At 32.5% G+C, this 21,087-nt stretch carries 13 protein-coding genes; 9 read left to right on the plus strand and 4 right to left on the minus strand.

Annotated elements, in window-relative coordinates:
* Nucleotides 1–13 precede the first annotated feature (13 nt).
* Nucleotides 14–1,606, minus strand: a complete 1,593-nt coding sequence (locus tag RSE15_RS09745) for a RagB/SusD family nutrient uptake outer membrane protein (RefSeq protein ID WP_324068067.1) — start codon at nt 1,604–1,606, stop codon at nt 14–16.
* 11 nt (nt 1,607–1,617) lie between these two features.
* A complete protein-coding gene (locus RSE15_RS09750) occupies nt 1,618–4,542 on the minus strand; it encodes a SusC/RagA family TonB-linked outer membrane protein (RefSeq protein ID WP_324068069.1) in 2,925 nt (974 codons plus the stop codon).
* Nucleotides 4,543–4,766: 224 nt separating this feature from the next.
* Between RSE15_RS09750 and RSE15_RS09755 the strand changes: the two genes are divergently transcribed.
* The 9 genes from RSE15_RS09755 to RSE15_RS09795 all read left to right on the plus strand — a co-directional run bounded on the left by RSE15_RS09755 (nt 4,767) and on the right by RSE15_RS09795 (nt 18,082).
* On the plus strand, nt 4,767–5,789 hold the full coding sequence (locus RSE15_RS09755; protein WP_324068071.1) for a LacI family DNA-binding transcriptional regulator: 1,023 nt from the start codon (nt 4,767–4,769) through the stop codon (nt 5,787–5,789).
* Between the two features lie 198 nt (nt 5,790–5,987).
* The gene (locus RSE15_RS09760) at nt 5,988–7,340 is read left to right on the plus strand and encodes an MFS transporter (protein ID WP_324068073.1); all 1,353 of its coding nucleotides are present in this window, start codon (nt 5,988–5,990) and stop codon (nt 7,338–7,340) included.
* On the plus strand, nt 7,337–7,990 hold the full coding sequence (pgmB, locus tag RSE15_RS09765; protein WP_324070447.1) for a beta-phosphoglucomutase: 654 nt from the start codon (nt 7,337–7,339) through the stop codon (nt 7,988–7,990). Before RSE15_RS09760 ends, pgmB begins: the two co-directional genes overlap by 4 nt.
* A gap of 44 nt (nt 7,991–8,034) precedes the next feature.
* Entirely contained in the window at nt 8,035–10,320 is a 2,286-nt protein-coding gene (locus RSE15_RS09770) for a maltose phosphorylase MdxK (protein WP_324068076.1), read from the plus strand.
* Between the two features lie 98 nt (nt 10,321–10,418).
* The gene (locus tag RSE15_RS09775; protein WP_324068078.1) at nt 10,419–12,533 is read left to right on the plus strand and encodes a glycoside hydrolase family 97 protein; all 2,115 of its coding nucleotides are present in this window, start codon (nt 10,419–10,421) and stop codon (nt 12,531–12,533) included.
* Between the two features lie 8 nt (nt 12,534–12,541).
* Nucleotides 12,542–14,377 carry a glycoside hydrolase family 13 protein gene (locus tag RSE15_RS09780; RefSeq protein WP_324068080.1) on the plus strand — a complete coding sequence of 612 codons (1,836 nt, stop codon included), beginning with the start codon at nt 12,542–12,544 and terminating at the stop codon, nt 14,375–14,377.
* On the plus strand, nt 14,378–15,325 hold the full coding sequence (locus RSE15_RS09785) for an alpha/beta hydrolase (RefSeq protein ID WP_324068082.1): 948 nt from the start codon (nt 14,378–14,380) through the stop codon (nt 15,323–15,325). It abuts the gene before it with no gap.
* Nucleotides 15,326–15,328: 3 nt separating this feature from the next.
* Complete coding sequence (locus RSE15_RS09790) at nt 15,329–16,762, plus strand: alpha-amylase family glycosyl hydrolase (protein WP_324068084.1); 1,434 nt, start codon at nt 15,329–15,331, stop codon at nt 16,760–16,762.
* A 96-nt stretch (nt 16,763–16,858) separates the two neighbouring features.
* Complete coding sequence (locus RSE15_RS09795) at nt 16,859–18,082, plus strand: BaiN/RdsA family NAD(P)/FAD-dependent oxidoreductase (protein WP_324068085.1); 1,224 nt, start codon at nt 16,859–16,861, stop codon at nt 18,080–18,082.
* On the opposite strand, the gene RSE15_RS09800 is transcribed toward RSE15_RS09795, so the two are convergent.
* The gene (locus tag RSE15_RS09800) at nt 18,060–19,418 is read right to left on the minus strand and encodes an LPP20 family lipoprotein (protein WP_324068087.1); all 1,359 of its coding nucleotides are present in this window, start codon (nt 19,416–19,418) and stop codon (nt 18,060–18,062) included. The two genes, RSE15_RS09795 and RSE15_RS09800, sit on opposite strands and share 23 nt — an antisense overlap.
* Nucleotides 19,418–20,953: a hypothetical protein gene (locus RSE15_RS09805; protein ID WP_324068089.1), complete on the minus strand. Its 1,536-nt coding sequence runs from the start codon at nt 20,951–20,953 to the stop codon at nt 19,418–19,420. Before RSE15_RS09805 ends, RSE15_RS09800 begins: the two co-directional genes overlap by 1 nt.
* Nucleotides 20,954–21,087: the final 134 nt, after the last annotated feature.

A 21,087-nucleotide genomic window follows, 5' to 3' on the forward strand; every position in this document is an offset into this window, starting at 1 on the left:
ATTTTAATTTTTATTAATAACCAATATTTTGTGTTAAATTACGATTTGAAGCAAGAGCCGCTTCAGGAATTGGGTAAAGTTTTAAATGATTGCTTAAAGCAATACCGTTTGTTCCATTTCCTTTCCAAGCCCAATTATAACTTCCTCCTGTATATTTATTAAAACGAATTAAGTCTTGTCTTCTGTGCCCTTCCCAATGCAGTTCTCTTGACCTTTCATCTAAGATAAAATCTAAGGTTAAAGATGATAAAGAAATATTACTTGCTATTGAGCCATTGTTTGCTCTAGTTCTAAGATTGTTGATATATCCTAATGAAGTATTATTTGCGCTTCCATCTTTTTTAATTTGCGCTTCTGCATACATTAATAATACATCAGCATAACGGAATAATGGGAAGTCGGTTTCTACAAATGTTGTGCTAATTCCTGCAATACCTGTAGATGATATATTTGAGAATTTACCTAAGATATAACCTTGGTCACGATTAGCAACATCTGTAATTTCAATATCTCTTGTTCCAGAAATAATAGTTTTTCTTGAATCGTTATTGAATTCTGAACCATTAAATTTTTGAACAAATTGTTTTCTTAGTCTTAGGGCACCACCCCATCCACCAACTCCAAATTGAGCTCCGTTTCCTTCAATAGAACCAACTTGTCCGTTAATAATTACAGTTGTTGGTCCATAGTTTTGAGTAACTTCACCATTTGATTGAAGTGAAAAAATCATTTCTGGAGAAGTATGGTTATCCGCTTTGAAATTATTCAAGTAATTTGTATTTAATGTGTAACCGGAAGCTATAATTTCAGCACATTTATCCATACATTCCTGATTTTTTGCTTGTCCAATATATACTTCAGCATTAAGATACATTTTTGCTAAAATCATATTAGCAAAAGTTTTGTCTAATCGTCCGTATTCATTAGTTCTTGCTGCTTTTAAGTCAGGTAAAACATCATTTAACTCATTTTCAATATAGGTAAATAACTGCTGTCTATTGTACTCAGGACCTGCAGTTCCAATTGCATCATTTTCTGTTACAAATGGTGCTTTTCCAAATAAATCCATTAAATGATAGTATGCTAGAGCTCTTAAAACTCGTGCTTCTTTTCTATATAATTCAATGTCATTTAATGTTTGAGGATCTGTTACACCTCTTCCGCTTAATACAGATGGCTCAGTTTGTCTTAAGTATTCATTAACTAATGCAACTTGATAAGTAGCACGGCTAAACATACCTCTTATAATTGGATTGGAAGCGCTCCAAATGTTTCTTTGGATTTCTCTTGTTCCAGGGTCATTTTCATAACTCCAAATAACTTCATCTGTAGATAGGTTTTGTAAATACCACAATACACGTCCATATTGGCTTGTACCTGCATCAATACCACCAATATTTGATGATTCTGCTCCATTAGTACCTGTTAGAGATAGGTTTCCATAAACCCCTCCTAAGGCTTGTTTATACGATCCAGGCTGTGCGTAAAATTCCTCAACAGATAATTGTGTTTCGCCTTCTGGAACTACATCCAAATCGTTAACACATGACTGAAGAAATAAGCTCAAGCCAACAACCGCTAATAAGGTTGATTTAATTTTTTTCATATCTATTTTTTTTAGAATTTAACATTAGCTCCAAACAAAACTTGTTTTTGTCTTGGATAAATTGTAGCATCTATACCCCCATTAATTTCTGGGTCAAGACCTGAATATTTAGTAATTATAAATGGATTTTGTAATCCTGTAAATAGGCGCAACGAAGCTTTTCCGTCTAACCATTTAGGGAAAGTATATCCAATTGTTGCGTAATCCATTCTTAGGAATGATCCATTTTCAACATACATGTCAGACAATACATTTTCACCATTTTGGAATTCAAAATTAGTATTCAAAACATTTGTTGAAACGTTTTGTAATTGTCCGTTTTGTAATTGTGAATAATAAGAACCGGTTGATTTAATAGTATTTAAAATACGATTTCCAATACTTGCTCTTAAATTAAAACCAAAATCAAGGTTTTTATATCGGAAAGTTGAAGAAAATCCTAGTAATACGTCTGGATCTGGGTTTTTGTATATATAACGGTCTTCACCAGTTGTTATTCCATCTCCATTTAAGTCAGCAAACGCGCCTTCAATTGGAGATCCATCTGCACTGTATAATTGTTTGTAAACATAAAAAGAATTAGGGGTAAATCCTTCAGCTAAAATTTGAGATGTTCCCCCAGTACCTGCGCCTGAAGTACCCGTGTAAATTGGAATGCCTGAAGCTATTTTGTCAATTCTTCTTTCAAATTTTGTAGCATTAAAGTTAATATCCCAGTTTGTGTTTTCGTTTTTGATAACACTGTAGTTTATACTAAACTCGATACCTTTTGTGCTCATATCTCCCACATTTTGTGGGCCTTGGTTTGTATAATTACCTCCGTCTGCAAAAGGACCAATTTGGAATAAGTCATTAGATTTTTTATAGAAAAAGTCTAAACTTCCTGACAATCTATTGTCTTTAATTCCAAAATCAAATCCAGCATTATAAGTGGTTGTTTCTTCCCATTTTATAGGCCCATATGCACTTGGTACAGCAACATTAACAGAAGTGTTTCCAAATGTATATTGAGAATTTCCATTTCCAATATTATATAATTGTCTGTAGAATAAAGATTCTCCAATTTCTTGTTGACCTGTTACACCCCAGCCTAAGCGAAGTTTTAAATCAGATACAAGCGTTGAGTTTTTGAAAAAATCTTCTTTAACTTTCCAAGCAAAAGCTGCTGCAGGGAAGTTACCCCATCTGTTTTCAGATCCAAAACGAGATGTTCCGTCTCTTCTGTAAGTAAATGTAAATAAATACTTGTCTTTAAAGTTAATATTACCTCTTCCGAAGAAACCAATTAAAACAACATCATTGTCTACATAAGATCTTTGTTGAGCTGTTGCATCTGTAGAGTTAAATCCAGTTAAACCGCTGTTTTCAAATTTTTGGTACGCATAACCAGTAGTTGCTTCAATATTAAAATCTCCAATAGTTTTATTATAAACAAAATAAGAATCTAATGATTTGTTAATTCTAGTATTAGATTCGTTGTAATTTGTACCTGCGGAAATATTGTTATTTAAAAATCCTGATCTAGCAAATCTTGAACGACTTACGGTTCTAGATCCATCATTGTTATCATAACCTAAATTTACAACAGCTCTTAATTCTGGTAAGAAATGAAATTTATAATCTAATTGGAAATTACCATAAAAACGATTATTAATTCCACGATCCATTGTTTGTAATAATTGAGCTACTGGATTTGCTATAGATGGATTTGCATAGACTGCATTACCATTATTGTATCCAGTAATATATTCAAAGAAACCGCTTGGATTTGAAGCGTCATATATAGGTTGAGTTGGGTCAAATCTTATAGCCGCACCTTCAACTCCGTCAGCAAATCTGTTTTTTTGATTTGTGTAATTAGCATTCACATTAAATTTTAAGTGATTGTCAAAAAAACTTGGATTTAAACTTACAGAAACTGTGTTTCTATTAAAGTTATTTGTTAAACGCAAACCTTCTTGATATGTGTTTCCAATAGAAAGTCTTGTTGGAATTTTTTTGAATAAATTACCTTTAATTGATAAATTATTATCCACAAAATCAGTTCTTCTGTATATTGCATCTTGCCAATCGGTATTTTCATCACCTAGCATTGCAATTTGTTGTGGTGTCCCAATGTTGTTAATTAAGTTGCGATAATCTTGTGCTGAGAACACATCAATATCGTTGAACTTTTTACCACTTCCATATTGAAAGTTATAGTCTACACTTAATTCTTTACTACCTTTTTTTGTAGTAATTAAGATGACACCATTAGAAGCTCTTGAACCGTAAATTGCAGTTGCAGACGCATCTTTTAAAACGGTAAAACTTTCTATATCATTTGGGTTAATTGAGGATAACACAGAAGTTGATCCTGCAGCACCTGAATTTGAAATAGGTAAGCCATCTATTACAATTAATGGGTCATTAGAGGCTAACAAAGAAGATCCTCCACGAATTCTTATTTCAGCACCAGAACCTGGAGCCCCGCCGCCAGTGTTAATGCTAACCCCAGCAACTTTACCATTTAATAAATTTTCAGCAGTTACAACTGTTCCTTTGTTAAAATCTTTAGAACTTAAAGTGCTAACCGACCCAGTAGCATCTTTCTTTTTAACAGTTCCATAACCAATAACTAAAACATCTTTTAATTCTTTAGAATCTTCTTGTAAAGTAATTGTAATGTTGTTTTGGTTGTTGAAAGTAATTTTTTGGTCTTTATAACCAATGTAAGAGATTGTGATTACATCTCCTGTTTTGATGTTTGAAATTGTAAATTTTCCATCAAAATCAGTAGTAGTGCCGTTTTTTGATCCTTCTACAATAATATTTGCGCCAGGTAGCGGACCAGAATTAGCCCCATCTAACACTGTACCTTTTAATGTACTTTGTGCAAGAATACCTAAAGGCAATATTAATAAGAAAAATAACAGCTTTTTTTGCAGTGTTTTCATACAAATTGTTTAGATTAGATTGTTTTTAATAGCTTATAAATTCACTTCTAATGTTAAATTTATGTAAAAATTGTAATAAAAAAAATTTGGACTTGTGAAAAACCTTTCGAAAACGTTTTCGTGTTGAAAACTTTATTGTTTTACTAGTGATTTCATCTAAAAATTACGATACTTAAAAAAAAATACCTACTTTTAAAACATATTAATATTTCGTATTTTTCAAAATGAGAAAAAAAGTTACACTAAAGCAGATTGCAAAAGAATTAGATGTCTCTATTTCAACAGTTTCTAAATCGTTAAGAGATAGTCATGAAATCAGTGAAGACACCCGATTAAAAGTTCAGGCATTTGCTAAACTTTACAATTACAAGCCGAACAACATTGCTTTAAGTTTAAAAAATAAAAAAACGAAAACAATAGGAATTATTATTCCTGAAATTGTACATCATTTTTTTGCAACTGTAATTAGCGGAATTGAGCAAGTAGCTAATGAAAATGGCTATAATGTTATTGTTTGTTTGTCAGATGAGTCATTTGATAAAGAGGTGATAAATATGGAGTTGTTAGCAAATGGAAGCACGGATGGTTTCATCATGTCATTGTCTAAAGAAACCCAACAAAAAAAGGATTTTCATCATATACAAGAAATAATTAGCCAAGGGATGCCTGTGGTTATGTTTGATAGAATTACCAATGATGTTTTTTGTGATAAAGTTATTATTGATGATCAAGAAGCCGCTTCTAATGCGGTACAGTTTTTAATTAATAGTGGTTTTAATAAAATAGGATTAATCACGACAGTAGATTATGTTAGTGTAGGAAAATTAAGAACTGACGGATACAAAAAAGCATTACTTGCAAATAACATTCAAATAAACGAGGATTTAATTGTTAAAATTGAGGATATTGATAATTGTTCTGTCAAAATAGAAAACCTTATAAAAAATATAAAATGTGATGCTATTTTTGCAGTGAACGAATTATTTGCAGTTACAGCTATCAAAATTGCGGCAAAAAATAATTTAAAAGTTCCTGATGATATTTCAATAATTGGTTTTACAGACGGAATTATTTCTCAATTTTCTACACCTAGTATATCAACCGTGAGTCAAAATGGTATAAAAATGGGAAGAAAAGCAGCACAAATGCTAATTGATCGTTTGGAATTAGAAGATGAAGAAGACGAACAATACAAAACAGAAATTATTGAAACTAATTTGATTATTAGAGAATCTACGAAATCGTAATAGTTGTATTTAAGTAATTATAAATCAATAATTTATAAATTTATTTTTTAAACTTTTGATAATTTTATTTTAAATAAATAGGATTATTTATTCAAAATTTACTTTTATATTTGTGATATCAAAGCTTATAATTTCACTTCTAAACACATAAGTTTTGATAAGCAAAGTGCTTATCGTATTTTAATTTAAATTACGATAATGGAAAAGCGTAAATTAGGTTTCTGGGAAATTTGGAACATGAGTTTCGGTTTCTTAGGGATACAGATGGGTTTTGCCCTACAAAATGCTAACGCTAGTAGAATTCTTCAGCTTTTTGGTGCAGATGTACATGAACTGTCTTGGTTTTGGATAATTGCACCCTTAATGGGTTTAATTGTACAGCCAATAATTGGACATTATAGTGATAACACTTGGTCTAGATTTGGAAGAAGAAAACCTTACTTTTTAGTAGGAGCACTTCTGGCTTCTATTGGTTTGATTTTAATGCCACAAGCCGAAATTTTCATTGCATTTATGCCCGCTTTATGGGTTGGAGCAGGAATGTTGATGATAATGGATGCCTCTTTTAATATAGCTATGGAACCTTTCCGTGCTTTAGTAGGAGACAATCTTAGAGCAGACCAACACACATTAGGATTCAGTATTCAAACTGCTTTAATTGGTATAGGTGCCGTAGTAGGATCATGGTTGCCTTATGTTTTAAATAAATGGTTTGGAATAAGTAATTTACCTACAGAAGCATCTGCTATTCCCTTAAATTTAATTTATTCTTTTGTTATTGGAGCACTAATTTTAGTAGCATCTATTTTAGTAACTATTTTTACGACTAAAGAATATTCTCCAAATGAATTGTCTCAATTTAGGGATGAAAAAGAGCATTTAGCCGCTGTAAATCAAGAAGAAAAGGAAGCCAAATTATCGGATATTTTTTCGGATTTTGCTAAAATGCCCGAAACAATGCGTCAATTAAGTTGGGTGCAATTTTTTTCTTGGTTTGGATTATTTGGAATGTGGGTTTTTACAACACCAGCTATTGCACAACATATTTATGGTTTATCTGTTGGAGATACTAAAAGTCCAGAATTTCAGTCTGCAGGAGATTGGGTAGGAATTATTTTTGGGGCGTATAATGCAGTTTCTGCCGTTGTTGCTTTTGCATTGCCTTACATTGCTAAACAAATTGGACGTAGAAAAACACATGCTTTATCATTAGTGCTTGGAGGAATCGGTTTAATTTCAATGTATTTTATGCCAAACAAAGAATCTTTGATTTTTTCAATGGTCTTGGTTGGATTTGCTTGGGCAAGTATTTTAGCCATGCCTTACGCTATTCTAGCAGGTTCTATTCAGCCTAAAAAAATGGGGGTTTACATGGGGATTTTTAATTTCTTTATTGTAATTCCACAAATTATTAATGCTTTAATCGGTGGACTATTAGTTAAATATGTCTATAACGACCATGCAATTTTTGCGATTGTAATGAGCGGAATTAGTTTTATTGTGGCTGCTGTATTAGTGTTAAAAGTAAAAGATCAAAAAGACAGTAAATAATGAAAAAAGCATTCATATTCGACCTAGATGGTGTAATCGTTGACACTGCTAAATATCATTTTTTAGCGTGGCAAAAATTGGCCAATCAATTAGGAATCGAATTTACGCACGAACACAACGAAGGATTAAAAGGCGTAAGCCGTGTTTGTTCTCTAGACATTATTTTAGAATTGGGAAACATCCAAGCTACTCAAGAGGACAAAAACCAATGGTTGGTTCAAAAAAATGAAGAATACCTTTCCTATTTAGTAGACATGGACGAAAGTGAAATTCTTCCAGGTGTACTAAAAGTATTGGAATATCTGAAAAGTAAAAACCAATACATTGCTTTGGGTTCAGCAAGTAAAAATGCGCGTCCCATTTTAGAAAAAACCAATATCATGCACTTTTTTGATGCTATTGTGGACGGAAATGACGTTTCAAACGCAAAACCAGACCCAGAAGTGTTTTTAAGAGCAGCGCAATTGGTAGGTGTAACTAATGAAAATGCTATCGTTTTTGAAGATTCGGTAGCCGGAATTCAGGCAGCTAATATTGCTAACATGATAAGTGTAGGAATCGGAGATGCATCCGTTTTACATGAAGCAAAGTACAATTTTATAGATTTCACCTTTATAGATGAAGCCTTTTTATCTCAATTAATTAGTTGAAAAATTGACTAATTGACACATTAACTAATTGACATATTACAAAAATGAATCAAGATTATATACAACCCGACAATTGGTCGATTATTGAAGAAGGATTTGATGCAGAGCGAGTTAAATCTTCTGAGAGTTTATTTAGTATCGGAAACGGTGCTATGGGGCAACGCGCTAATTTTGAAGAATACTATTCTGGTAAAACGTTTCAAGGAAGCTACATTGCTGGAATTTACTATCCCGATAAAACAAAAGTAGGCTGGTGGAAAAACGGTTATCCCGAATATTTCGCAAAAGTACTAAACGCACCCAACTGGATTGGAATTGATATTGAAATCAATAGCGAAAATTTAGATTTAGCCAAATGTCAATCGGTTTCTAATTTCCGTCGTGAGTTGAATATGAAAGAAGGAATTTATTACCGTTCTTTCAATGCAACTTTAGCAAACGGAACCGAAATCGCTGTAAAAGTACAGCGTTTCTTATCGCTAGAATTGGACGAAGTAGGGGTTATCAATTACGAAATCACGACTTTAAACTCAGATGCAAAAATTGTTTTCAAACCTTATGTTGATGCGGGAGTTCATAACGAAGATGCCAATTGGGAAGAAAAATTTTGGGAACCAATTAGCGTAAAGCATTCGGTTAATGAAGCTTTTGTAACTGCAAGAACTTTCAAAACGCATTTCACAGCAACCACTTTTATGCAAAATAGTATTTTGTTGGAAGGTTCAAATTTGAGTGTGGCGCCAGTGAGCGTTCAAGAAACTAAGGAAAAAATTCAGTTTTCTTATGAAGTTGCCGTTACTAAAGGGCAAACTACTATGATTCAAAAAATGGGTGGTTACACCGTTTCTATGAATCATGAAAACACAATTATAGGTGCCAAAAACAGCATCGTCAAAGCACTAGAAATAGGTGTTTCACAATTAACCGAAAACCAAAAACAAGCTTGGGGAAAAATTTGGGAAATGAGCGATATTACCATTGATGGCGATGTAAAAGCACAACAAGGAATTCGTTTCAATATTTTCCAATTAAATCAAACTTATTTAGGAAAAGATTCAAGATTAAATATTGGTCCAAAAGGATTTACTGGAGAAAAATACGGAGGTTCTACTTATTGGGACACAGAAGCCTATTGTATTCCATTTTATATGGCAACAAAAGACCAACAAGTTGCCCGAAATTTATTAGCCTATCGATACAACCAATTGGACAAAGCCATCGAAAATGCTGAAAAATTAGGTTTCAAAAATGGAGCTGCTTTGTATCCAATGGTAACCATGAACGGAGAAGAATGTCACAATGAATGGGAAATTACTTTCGAGGAAATTCATAGAAATGGGGCCATCGCTTTTGCTATTTATAACTACTACAGATTCACAGGTGATTATTCGTATATTCCAGAAAAAGGCTTAGAAGTTTTAATTGGAATTGCCCGTTTTTGGCATCAAAGAGCGACCTTTTCAACCCACAGAAATCAATATGTGATTTTAGGAGTTACAGGTCCAAATGAATATGAAAACAACGTAAATAATAATTTCTACACTAATTATATTGCGAAATGGTGTATTGATTATGCGATAGAGCAAATTCAAAGAATAGAAGTAGAATATACATCGGATTACACGCGAATCATGAATAAAGTGAAATTATCACAAGCCGAAATTTCAGAAATGAAAAAAGTCGCAGATAATATGTATTTCCCTTATTCAGAAGAACATGGTGTGTATTTACAACAAGATGGTTTCTTAGATAAAGAATTAATCACGGTAGCTAATTTAGATAAATCGCAACGACCAATTAATCAAAAATGGTCTTGGGACAGAATTTTACGTTCGCCTTACATCAAACAAGCCGATACCTTACAAGGATTCTATTTCTTCGAAGATCATTTTACCAAAGACCAATTAGAAAAACATTTTGATTTTTACGAACCATTTACGGTGCATGAAAGTTCACTTTCACCTTGTGTGCATTCCATTCAAGCAGCTGTTTTGGGTAGAATGGAACAAGCATATACATTTTATTTAAGAACTTCACGTTTAGATTTAGACGATTACAACAAAGAAGTGGAAGAAGGTTTACACATTACTTCTATGGCGGGAACTTGGATGAGCATTGTGGAAGGATTTGGTGGAATGCGCGTTAGAAATAACCAATTGCATTTTGAACCAAAAATTCCAACTCAATGGAACGGCTATTCTTTTAAAGTGAATTTCAGAAATGCTATTGTTAAAGTAGAAGTGAATCAACAAGGTACAAACGTTTGCATTGAAGGAAATTCAGACGTTGAAGTGTTTGTAAACGGAGAATCGCAACTAATTAAAAATTAAAACATGAAATCGCCATTAACAAAAAGTTTGCATAAGCAAACACCTATGATAAAAAAGGCGATACCATATGTTACCGCTAAAAAATAAAATTTAAACATATGAAAAAATATTTTGTTTCAGTATTTGTGATGGTTTTTTCAATTTTTGGGATGAATGCTCAAGAATTAAAATCACCCAATGGAAATTTCAAAATGGTTTTCGCCATAGAAAATGATGGTACACCAACGTATCAACTTTTAATGAAAAACAAAGAAATCATTAAAAAAAGTAAGTTAGGTTTAGAACTTCAAAAAGATAAAAAGTCGTTATTGAATGACTTTAAATTGATTAATGAAGTTCGAAATACCTTTGATGAAACATGGAAAACCGTTTGGGGAGAAGAAACCGAAATTCGTAACCATTACAACGAATTAGCACTAACACTGAAACAAAATGAAACCGAAAGACAAGTTATTATTCGTTTTCGATTATTCAACGATGGTTTAGGTTTCCGTTACGAATTTCCAGAACAAAAAAACCTAACGTATTTTGTAGTTAAAGAAGAACGTACCGAGTTCGCTATGACAGGTGATCACACCGCATTCTGGATTCCGGGTGACTACGATACGCAAGAATATGATTTTACGGAAAGTAAATTAACCGAAATTAGAAAGTTATTCCGTGGTGCTGTATCCGAAAATGCTTCTCAAAAACAATTTTCAGATACCGGAGTTCAAACGTCTTTGATGTTAAAAACCGCAGACGGAATTTATATCAACGTACACGAAGCTGCATTAATTAATTATTCTTGCATGCATTTGGATTTAGATGATAAAAATTTGATTTTTCAATCGCATTTAACACCCGATGCTAAAGGGAATAAAGGACATTTACAAGCACCATGTGTTTCGCCTTGGAGAACGATAATTGCAAGTGCTGATGCACGTGATATTTTAGCATCTCGAATGACATTGAACTTAAATGAACCATGTAAAATCGAAGATACTTCTTGGATAAAACCTGTAAAATATATCGGTGTTTGGTGGGAAATGATTACTGGAAAAAGCTCTTGGGCGTACACAGATGAAATTCCATCCGTACAATTAGGAATCACCGATTTTACTAAAGCTAAACCAAACGGTAAACACGCAGCCAATACCAAACACGTAAAAGAATATATCGATTTTGCTGCTAAACATGGTTTCGATGCGGTTTTAGTAGAAGGTTGGAACGAAGGTTGGGAAGATTGGTTCGGTCACGAAAAAGATTATGTATTTGATTTCGTATCACCTTATCCTGATTTTAATGTGAAAGGAATTCACGAATATGCGAAATCAAAAGGCGTAAAAATGATTATGCATCACGAAACTTCTGGTTCAACAAGAAATTATGAGCGTCATTTAGATAAAGCATTTCAATTTATGAATGACAATGGTTATGAGGCGGCTAAAACAGGTTATGTTGGAAATATTTTACCTTTAGGCGAACATCATTACAGCCAATCGATTTTAAATCATTATCAATATGTTATTGAAAAAGCAGTCGATTACAAAATCATGATTAATGCGCATGAAGCCGTTCGTCCTACAGGAATTTGTAGAACTTATCCAAACATGATTGGAAACGAATCAGCTCGTGGAACAGAGTTTCAAGCGTTTGGTGGTTCAAAAGCGAATCATACTACTTTGTTGCCTTTCACACGTTTATTAGGTGGTCCAATGGATTACACTCCAGGTGTTTTTGAAATGGATATCGCAAAATTGAATCCAAACAACAATTCACAGGTCAATACAACATTAGCGAATCAATTAGGATTGTATGTGGTAATGTATTCGCCGCTTCAAATGGCTGCCGATTTACCAGAAAACTACAACCGTTTCTTAGATGCGTTCCAATTTATCAAGGATGTTCCCGTAGAATGGGCTAATTCAAAATATGTAGAAGCAGAACCTGGTTATTTCATTACAATCGCTCGAAAAGATAAAAATTCTAGCAATTGGTTTGTTGGAAATTCAAACGGATACAATGCTAGAACGTCCACTATTACTTTAGATTTCTTAGAAAAAGGAAAAAAATACGAAGCCACTATATATGCGGATGCTGCCGATGCGGATTATAAAACTAATCCACAAGCATACAAAATTTCAAAACAAAAGGTAACCAATAAAACTAAATTGCAATTGAGAACGGCAGCAGGTGGTGGCTATGCTATTAGTATTGTTGAGGTTAAATAATAAAAGCTATGAAAAAAATAATTTTCTCATTTGTCGCTCTATTCACACTTTCGCTAGCGGCACAAATTGACCGAATAGAACCACCTTTTTGGTACGAAGGCATGAATAAATCCGAAGTTCAAGTATTGTTTTACGGAAAGAATATTGCTCAGAATTCGGTAACTGTTTCAAACAATGTTGTAATTACGAATGTAACTAAAACCGAAAATCCAAATTACTTTTTCGTTACAATTGATACTAAAAATGTAAAAGCACAAGAACTACAATTTACGTTTACCAATGGTAAAAAATCATTCAAAAGAAATTTCGAAATTAAAAAGAGAAGACCGAATTCGGCGCTTCGTAAAAGTTTTGATGCTTCCGATGTAATGTATTTGTTAATGCCAGATCGTTTTGCAAATGGAAATCCAAACAACGATTCATACTCAGAATTACAAGAAAAAGCCAACAGAAGTTTACCAGGCGGAAGACATGGTGGCGATATTCAAGGAATCATCAATAATTTAGATTATATCAAAGAATTAGGTGCAACGGCAATTTGGAGTACGCCAATGTGTGAAGATAATGACAAAGGCTATTCGTATCATACTTACGGACAATCTGATGTGTATAAAATTGATTCACGTTACGGAACCAATGAAGAATACAAAAAGTTAGCCGATGAAATGCACAAACGTGATATGAAATTAATCAAAGATTATGTTACCAATCATTGGGGTGCCGAACATTGGATGTTTAAAGACATGCCAACATACGATTGGTTTCATCAATTTCCAGGTTACAAACAAAGTAACTACCGCATGACGACGCAGTATGACACAAATGGTTCAAAACGCGACGCCAAATACTGTATGGATGGATGGTTTGTGCCAAGTATGCCCGATTTAAATCAATCAAATCCTTTAGTTTTGAATTATTTAATTCAGAATGCGATTTGGTGGATTGAGTATGCTGATTTAGATGGTTTCCGTGTCGATACTTATTCGTACAACGATAAAGAAGGCATCGCAAAATGGACAAAAGCGATTACTGATGAATACCCTTATTTCAATATCGTAGGAGAAGTTTGGATGCACGATCAAGCACAAATTTCGTATTGGCAAAAGGATAGTCCAATTGCGAAAATTCAAAGTTATAATTCGTCTTTACCAAGTGTAATGGATTTTACGTTGCACGATGTTTTTGGAAACGTTTTTTATGAAGACAGAGCCGATTGGAGCAATGGTATGATTAAATTTTACGAGAATTTTGTAAATGATTTCTTGTATGCTGACCCAAATAATCTATTGATTTTCTTAGAGAATCACGATACAGGTCGTTTCAATCAAATTTATCAAAATGATTTCAAAAAATACCAATTGGGAATGACCATAATGGCAACCATGAGAGGAATTCCTCAATTATATTACGGTTCTGAAATTGGAATGGCGGGTGACAAAGGAAAAGGAGATGCTGATATTCGTCAAGATTTTCCGGGTGGTTGGAAAGGCGATACAAATAATGCTTTTTTAACCAGTCGAAGAACTGCTGAACAAGCCAAATTTTTCGATTTTTCAAAAAAAGTATTAAATTGGAGAAAAGATAAAGCCGTAATTCACACCGGAAAATTAACGCACTATATTCCTGAAAATAACGTATATGTGTATTTCCGACATAATGATAAGGAAACGGTTATGGTAGTAATTAATAACGCTCCCGATGTACAAAAATTTAGTCTAGAACGTTTTCAAGAAAATATCAAATTGTTTACTTCAGCAAATGATATTCTTTCAGGAAAAACAATCGATTTGAAAAGTGAATTATCAATTGAAGGAAAAACTTCCATGATTTTAGAATTGAAATAAATGAAACAAGTATTATTCTTTATATTATTCTCTTGTTTTGCTTTTTCTCAAAGCAAGATAAAATCCTATGCTCTTGAAAATTCAGGAAATTTTGAGGGGAATATTGAAAGAGTGGATAGCTTTCCTTCTAAATATATTGTACCACGAACAGTTGATGTTTGGTTGCCAAAGGAATATTCCAAATCAAAAAAATACAATGTTTTGTATATGCACGATGGCCAAATGCTGTTTGATTCAACTAAAACTTGGAATAAACAAGAATGGAAAGTTGATGAAGTTACCTCGCAATTAATGAGAGAAAATAAGGTGAAGGAATTTATTGTGGTTGCTATTTGGAATATTCCCAACTTACGCCACATGGATTTGTATCCAAAAAAACCTTACGAATCACTTTCAAAAGAGTTTAAAGAGAAAATTCAAATCGAAGCTAAAAAATCACAATTTCCATTTGATGACAGTAAAATCAATTCCGACAACTATTTGAAGTTCATTGTAGAAGAATTGAAACCTTACATTGATAAAAAGTATTCTGTTTTTACAACGGCAAATCACACAGCCATTATGGGTTCAAGTATGGGCGGATTAATTTCAATATATGCTTTGTGTGAATATCCAACTATTTTTGGAAAAGCGGCTTGTTTATCAACGCATTGGATTGGATTTAGAGAATTTGAAAACAATCCAATACCTGAATCCTTTTTTGCTTACATGGAAAAGAATTTACCCGAAGCTAAGAACCACAAAATATATTTTGATTACGGAACCCAAACATTAGATGCGTACTATTTAAAATATGAATATCGAGTGGATGAAATTTTAAAATCAAAAGGTTATTCAACTGCGGATTCTCGAAATTTAAAATTTGAAGACGAAAATCATTCGGAAGCTTCTTGGCAAAAAAGAATCAATATTCCATTAGAATTTATGTTTGGAAAATTAATAAAATAAATAATGAAAAAGACTATCATTACTGCATTAGCAGTTTTAACTTTATTCAGTTGTAAAAATGAAACTGAAAAATCAGCAGAAAATTCAAAAACTGAAATTGCAAATTTTTCTCCAGATGTAGAGGAAAATGCAGTTATTTATGAAGTAAACATCCGTCAGTATTCCCCTGAAGGAACTTTTAATGCATTTACAAAAGACATTCCGCAATTGAAAGAATTAGGTGTAAAAATTATTTGGGTAATGCCTATTTTTCCAATCTCACAAACGAAAAGAAAAGCAACTGGAGGCGATGATAGTAAATTTGCTTCAGAAATGCCGGCAGCGGAGCAACACAAATATTTAGGAAGTTATTATGCCGTTTCTGATTTCAAAAAAGTAAATCCGGAGTTTGGAACAATTGAAGATTTCAGAAATTTAGTAAAAACAGCTCACGATAATGGTATTTATGTAATTTTAGATTGGGTGCCAAATCACACTGGTTGGGATCATGTTTGGATTAAAAATCATCCAGAATATTACACTAAAAATGCTAAAGGAGAAATCATAGACCCGATCAATCCTGAAACTGGAAAATCTTGGGGTTGGTCAGATGTTGCCGACTTAAATTACGACAATCAAGGTTTGCGAAAAGAAATGACAGCCGATATGTTGCATTGGATTAAAAATGAAAATATTGATGGTTTTCGTTGTGATGTGGCAAGTAATGTGCCTTTAGATTATTGGCAGCAAGCAATTCCGCAATTAAGAAAAGAGAAAAATATCTTTATGTTAGCGGAAGCTTGGGAGCCAGAATTATTAAAAGATGGTTTGTTTGATATGGCGTATGGTTGGGAAGCGCATCATACAATGAATAGAATTGCTCAAGGAAAAAATTCGGTGAAAGATTGGGATAAACTTATTTTAGACAATCAAAAAAAATATAACACTAATGATATTTTAATGAATTTTGTTGATAATCACGATGAAAATTCTTGGAATGGCACTACAAAAAGTAGACTTGCAAAAGCAGAAGAGGCAATGACTGCATTGTCCTATGTGATGCCTGGAATGCCTTTAATATATAGTGGAAACGAATATAGTTTGAATCATAGTTTGAAATTCTTCGAAAAAGATTCAATACCTAAAACTAAAGGCGCAGCATGGGAACTCAGAAGAAAATTAGGAAAATTAAAGACCGAAAATAGCGCTTTAAATGGTGGAAAAAAATCAGCCTCCTATAAAAAAATTAAAACATCTAATGATACAGAAATTTTAGCATTTGAGCGTAAAAAAAACGGCGAGAAAATTATTTATATAGCTAATTTATCAGATAAAACAATAAGTACAAGTTTGCCAATTAATGGAGAATTTGTGGATTTTATAACAGGTAAGAAAATTATATTTGATGCCAAGTTAAATACACAATTGCAACCTTGGCAATATTACATTTTAAATTAAAGTTGATTTATTTTTTTGAGAAGTCCTGTTGTTTTAAATAACGGGACTTTTTGTTTGAATTGAAAATTAACTCCGATATTTGCAAAAACAAATCCATTGAACTCAAAATACGACATCATTATTATTGGCGGAGGCGCTGCCGGGTTTTTTACTGCAATTAACATTGTAGAGAAGAATTCAAACCTAAAAGTAGCTATACTTGAAAGAGGAAAAAGTGTTTTAGAAAAAGTTCGAATTTCTGGTGGTGGGCGATGCAATGTTACACATGCGTGTTTTGTGCCAAATGATTTAGTAAAATTTTATCCGCGTGGCGAGCGCGAGTTAAAAGGGCCATTTAATCAATTTTGTTCTGGCGATACTATAGATTGGTTTGAAAAACATGGTGTAGAACTTAAAATTGAAGAAGACGGACGAATGTTTCCTATTTCAAATTCGTCACAAACGATAATTGATTGTTTTCAAGAAGCGGTAAAAAAGCTGAAAATTGATGTTTTAACTAATCATAGTGTTCAGGAATTGGACAAAACGGATTCGCATTGGAAAGTAACCACAACACAAGAAGTTTTTACCTGTGATAAAATTGTAATGGCTTCAGGAAGTAATCCGAAAATGTGGGAATTACTACAAAATTTGGGTCACTCGATTATTGAACCAGTTCCTTCGTTGTTTACTTTTAACATTAAAGACCCAAGAATTAAAGATTTAATGGGGCTTTCTGCAGTAGCTTCAGTAAAGGTTAAGAAATCCAAACTAGAAGCGTCTGGACCTTTGTTAATTACGCATTGGGGCATGAGTGGACCCGGAATTTTAAGACTTTCGGCCTGGGGAGCAAGAGAATTAGCTGAAAAAAAATACCAGTTCGCCATTCAAGTCAATTGGTTAAACGAAACCACTTTTGAAGAAGCGCTAGATTTGTTGAAAGACATCAAAGAAGAAAACGCCAAAAAATTAGTTGCTAAATATGCATATTTTGAATTGCCAAAACGCCTTTGGGAAAATTTGGTAAAAGCAGCTGGAATTTCGGAAGAACTAAAATGGGCCGATCTAAATAAAAAACATCTCCATTCGTTCATTGAACAACTTACAAATGGCGAATTTCACGTAAATGGAAAAAGCACTTTCAAAGAAGAATTTGTAACCGCAGGTGGAATCGACTTAAAAGAAGTGAATTTCAAAACTATGGAAAGCAAAATTTTACCAAATGTTTATTTTGCAGGAGAAATTTTAAATATCGATGCTATTACAGGTGGATTCAACTTCCAAAATGCATGGACAGGCGGATTTATTGTGGCTAATTCTATAACATTGCTTGAATCATAGCGCTGTAAGTTACTATCTTGATTTTATCTACTAACGATTGTAAAGCATCTTGTTCAGCAAGTTCAGTGCTTGAACCAATTCCAATGATGTTGTGAAGTGTTTCTTGATAAACAATATGATTATTGGTGTTGGTAATTTTAATTCGACTTTCAAGTTTCGTAGAAATTTTACCATTTACTTGTAAGTTCTCAATCTTTTTACTTTCAATAGTAATAGTGTAATCTTTTTTTGCTTTTTTTGAAGCTAAAGAGAAATAGTCGGCAGAAAAAATCTGAAATAATTCATCTTCTAACGCATTTAAATTTTTCTTAGTGTCCTCCATCAAATAAATATCAAATTCAATTGTAGGTAATTGTTTTGAAATGGCTATTTCGAATTTTTTGGATTGATAATTTTCAAATATTTTTTGGACTACACGATTTTGGCTTAAGTTTTTTACTAATGAATAGGTGTCTAAAACAGCAGTAATTTTCTCTGAATTGTTTTTGCTGCAATTTCTAGGAATTACTAAAGAAATAGTGCCATTGCTTTCTGAAACTAAATTCAAACTTTGTCCTGGTAGCCATGAATATAAAACAGAAACTGGGATGTTGCTCAAAGTTTTATTATGTGATTGAATCATAATAGGTTGAATCCGAATTTCTTTTGCATCTGAGGCATGTTTGATGTTCAGTTGTTTTATGGGGAACGATATTTCGATTTGGTTCAAATTAGTAAAAATAGTATTCATTAAAAAGCTAACGTATGGTTTTTCCATCTGATTATCGTTGTAACGTAAATCTTCATTTAAAAACTCGCTGATATCTTCTAATGCTAAAATTTGTTGTTTAATTGCTTCAGAAAAATCTTTTTCATTGTTCAATTTTTTTGCATAATCAAACTTAAAAATAGAAGTCTCTAATGCTTTGTTTATTCTAGCTTTTCTTAATTGTTGGTGTTTTTGTTTTGATAAGGTCAAATAGGTATAGAAATAGTTTTCGGTTTCAAAAACATCAACAATATCATAGCCTTCCAAGTAAGTAGCACTTGAAACCATGCTATTCATTCGATAAAATTCATTAAAAGTATCATCGTATTGAAAAACGTTCAATGAATTATTACTAGTAACGGTAACTGAAATACTGTTTGAAATTTCAGTTAGCGCCATTTTTTGTGCTTTTTCTCGGTAATCAGTTGACGATTTTGGAGCCATTCCAATTCCTATATAATTGAAATTGCTTAGAGGTGTTTTAGATACCCATTCTGGAGCATTTTCAGGAATTACGGCGTTGTTTTTAGAACTTCCGCATGAGAAAAAAATAATAAAACTAGTAAGTAAAACGATATATTTAAGCATTATTCTTCTGGATTAAAAAGCAAAATTTCAGAAACAATTCGTTTTCTAAAATCGGTTAAAATATTGTCAGCTAATGATTGACTATTAATTTGATCGCTAGTTTGAAAAAGTGCTTGTAAGTTATTATAGTTTGATTCGTCTATTATAATTTGGTTGGCAATTGTGCGAGTAGGGTAGATTAATTTATAATTCGAATTATTGTTTCTAGCATATCTAATTTGTTTTTCATCTCTTTTTTGGATGGTTTTTTGCATCAAAATTTTGCCGGTTGCAATTTCAACTAATCGATAGGTAATATTTGATTGTAGTGAGGTTCTTTTTTCATATTCTTTATACACTACTGATTTTTCAACAAGCGAATCAGCACCATTACGTGTTTTTAGTTTTGTTACTTCTAACCCATTAACATCATAACTTCTTACAGGTTCATCTTGTAATTGATATTGATTAATATGAATGGTTAAAATGGCTTTAGCATTTGTTCTTGTATACGAATTTTCTATGTAAAGCTTTAATTGAGAATTGTTTTTACTGGTTTCTGAAATATTATAGTAAGGAGAAGAAACATCATTACTACCTTTGATGATTTTTACAAACGGATTTTTACTTGCTAAAATATCTTCAATAACTGCATTTTGAATATTACTTTCAAACCCATTTGAATTTCTTACTCTATACGATTCCACAATAATTGGATATTCAGCACATACTAAAGCATCAGATTTTAATTCGTCAGTATTTTTGTAACCATCAAATCTTTGAATAATTTCATCCAAGCCTATACAAGCCGTTCTGCATTTTCCTTTTTTCAAATCTTTAACTGCTTTGCGATAAAAAGGTTCGCTCGCAGCTTCTCTATATAGGTTTTTTACATCTAAATAGTTATTATTAATGTTTTTTACTTGCTCAAAAGCCAATTCAGCTTCTTTAAAGTTTTCTTGCATTAAATAATAACTTCCTTCTTTGTAGCGTTCATTTAAAGCTAGTTGTAATTTGTTTTTTACGTCTTTATAATTAGTTTCACGTAAGTAAATTTGATTCCATTTTTCGTAAGCTGGCATATATTTTTTCTCTCCAAAAAGTTGAACACCACTTAAATAAACAGGCTCGTTTACTGCTATGCTAAGTTGTTTAGGAGTGTCTTTGTAATTAGGATTAAAACGGGAAATATCATTAAAAATACTTTCCGCTTCCATGAATTTTTGTTCTGATAGATATTTTATTCCTATTTCATACTGATCAATTAAATATTGATCTAAATTTTTATTATAAATGGCTTTAGTTTGCTGGTCGATATCCAAATTTTTTGTAAAAGTGTTTACTTGGTTAACAAAAGTATTTAGATTATAATATTCATTTACAACGCCCTCTTTGTCTTCTTTTTCATTTTTTGTAGCAATAGCAAAAGCAGTTTCAGAAATATGCAATTGTGCACTTCTTCTTAAAGCATTTTCAATTTCAGGGAGATTCGTTTTTCTATACAAAACCCCTAAATAAAGTTCTGAGGCTTGTTTGAAGTTGCCTAATTTTTCCATTTCTGCTCCCTTTTTTAAAGTCGAGTTTTTTACACTGCAGGAAAACAGGAATAAAAACAATATGGGTATTAAATGGTTTGTTGTAAAGTTAAATTTCATAAATTGGCACGTATTTTGTAAAAAAAATATTGTTT

The organism is Flavobacterium sp. (assembly GCF_035195345.1).
Lineage (GTDB): Bacteria > Bacteroidota > Bacteroidia > Flavobacteriales > Flavobacteriaceae > Flavobacterium.